Raw genomic sequence first — 1,888 nt, 5'->3', positions numbered from 1 at the left:
GTTTCAATTTTCAGCTTGTTCCAGATTGTTAAAGAGCTTTTATCGTTAAGCCGACTTCATCTAAAATCCGCTTAACGATACCACGACCACGGCTTTCACCCGTCATCACCGCAAGTGGCGTCCCCTAGGGGATTCGAACCCCTGTTACCGCCGTGAAAGGGCGGTGTCCTAGGCCTCTAGACGAAGGGGACACAATGGCCGGCTTCGCAGACGCGTCTTGCTCGACTTTCATCAGACAATCTGTGTGAGCACTGCACTCAACGGCATCTCAGGTAAGGAGGTGATCCAACCGCAGGTTCCCCTACGGTTACCTTGTTACGACTTCACCCCAGTCATGAATCACAAAGTGGTCAGCGCCCTCCCGCAGGTTAAGCTACCGACTTCTTTTGCAACCCACTCCCATGGTGTGACGGGCGGTGTGTACAAGGCCCGGGAACGTATTCACCGTAGCGTTCTGATCTACGATTACTAGCGATTCCGACTTCATGGAGTCGAGTTGCAGACTCCAATCCGGACTACGACAGACTTTATGTGTTCCGCTTGCTCTCGCGAGGTCGCTTCACTTTGTATCCGCCATTGTAGCACGTGTGTAGCCCTACTCGTTAGGGCCATGATGACTTGACGTCATCCCCACCTTCCTCCGGTTTATCACCGGCAGTCTCCTTTGAGTTCCCGCCATCACGCGCTGGCAACAAAGGATAAGGGTTGCGCTCGTTGCGGGACTTAACCCAACATTTCACAACACGAGCTGACGACAGCCATGCAGCACCTGTCTCAGAGCTCCCGAAGGCACAACCCCATCTCTGAGGTCTTCTCTGGATGTCAAGAGTAGGTAAGGTTCTTCGCGTTGCATCGAATTAAACCACATGCTCCACCGCTTGTGCGGGCCCCCGTCAATTCATTTGAGTTTTAACCTTGCGGCCGTACTCCCCAGGCGGTCGATTTAACGCGTTAGCTCCGGAAGCCACTCCTCCAGGGAACAACCTCCAAATCGACATCGTTTACCGCGTGGACTACCAGGGTATCTAATCCTGTTTGCTCCCCACGCTTTCGCACCTGAGCGTCAGTCTTCGTCCAGGGGGCCGCCTTCGCCACCGGTATTCCTCCACATCTCTACGCATTTCACCGCTACACATGGAATTCTACCCCCCTCTACGAGACTCTAGCCAACCAGTCTTGGATGCCGTTCCCAGGTTAAGCCCGGGGATTTCACATCCAACTTAATTGACCGCCTGCGTGCGCTTTACGCCCAGTCATTCCGATTAACGCTTGCACCCTCCGTATTACCGCGGCTGCTGGCACGGAGTTAGCCGGTGCTTCTTCTGCGGGTAACGTCAAGCTATCGCCCTCTTCAGGCCATACCCTTCCTCCCCGCTGAAAGTACTTTACAACCCGAAGGCCTTCTTCATACACGCGGCATGGCTGCATCAGGCTTGCGCCCATTGTGCAATATTCCCCACTGCTGCCTCCCGTAGGAGTCTGGGCCGTGTCTCAGTCCCAGTGTGGCTGGTCATCCTCTCAGACCAGCTAGGGATCGTCGCCTAGGTAGGCCATTACCCTACCTACCAGCTAATCCCATCTGGGTTCATCCACGGGCGTGAGGCCCTTTCAGGTCCCCCACTTTGGTCTTGCGACATTATGCGGTATTAGCCACCGTTTCCAGTGGTTATCCCCCGCCCTCGGGCAGATCCCCAGACATTACTCACCCGTCCGCCGCTCGTCAGCAAAAGCGCAAGCGCTTTCCTGTTACCGCCCGACTTGCATGTGTTAGGCCTGCCGCCAGCGTTCAATCTGAGCCATGATCAAACTCTTCTATTAAAAGCTTGATGCTCAAAGAATTTTACTGTTCATTCGTCATGAATCAACTGTTGTTCACTCTTCAAGACTT

The 1,888-nt window shown here is 54.2% G+C and carries 1 tRNA gene and 1 rRNA gene; both read right to left on the bottom strand.

Annotated elements, in window-relative coordinates:
- Positions 1-115 precede the first annotated feature (115 nt).
- Positions 116-191 (bottom strand) — tRNA-Glu (locus tag C5470_RS21285).
- An 82-nt stretch (positions 192-273) separates the two neighbouring features.
- Positions 274-1,818 (bottom strand): 16S ribosomal RNA (locus tag C5470_RS21280).
- Between the last annotated feature and the right edge of the window lie 70 nt (positions 1,819-1,888).

This window comes from Photorhabdus stackebrandtii (genome assembly GCF_011189495.1).
Lineage (GTDB): Bacteria > Pseudomonadota > Gammaproteobacteria > Enterobacterales > Enterobacteriaceae > Photorhabdus > Photorhabdus khanii.
The sequence above is the reverse complement of the archived record's forward strand: the minus strand, read 5'-3'. Positions and strand labels throughout refer to the sequence as shown.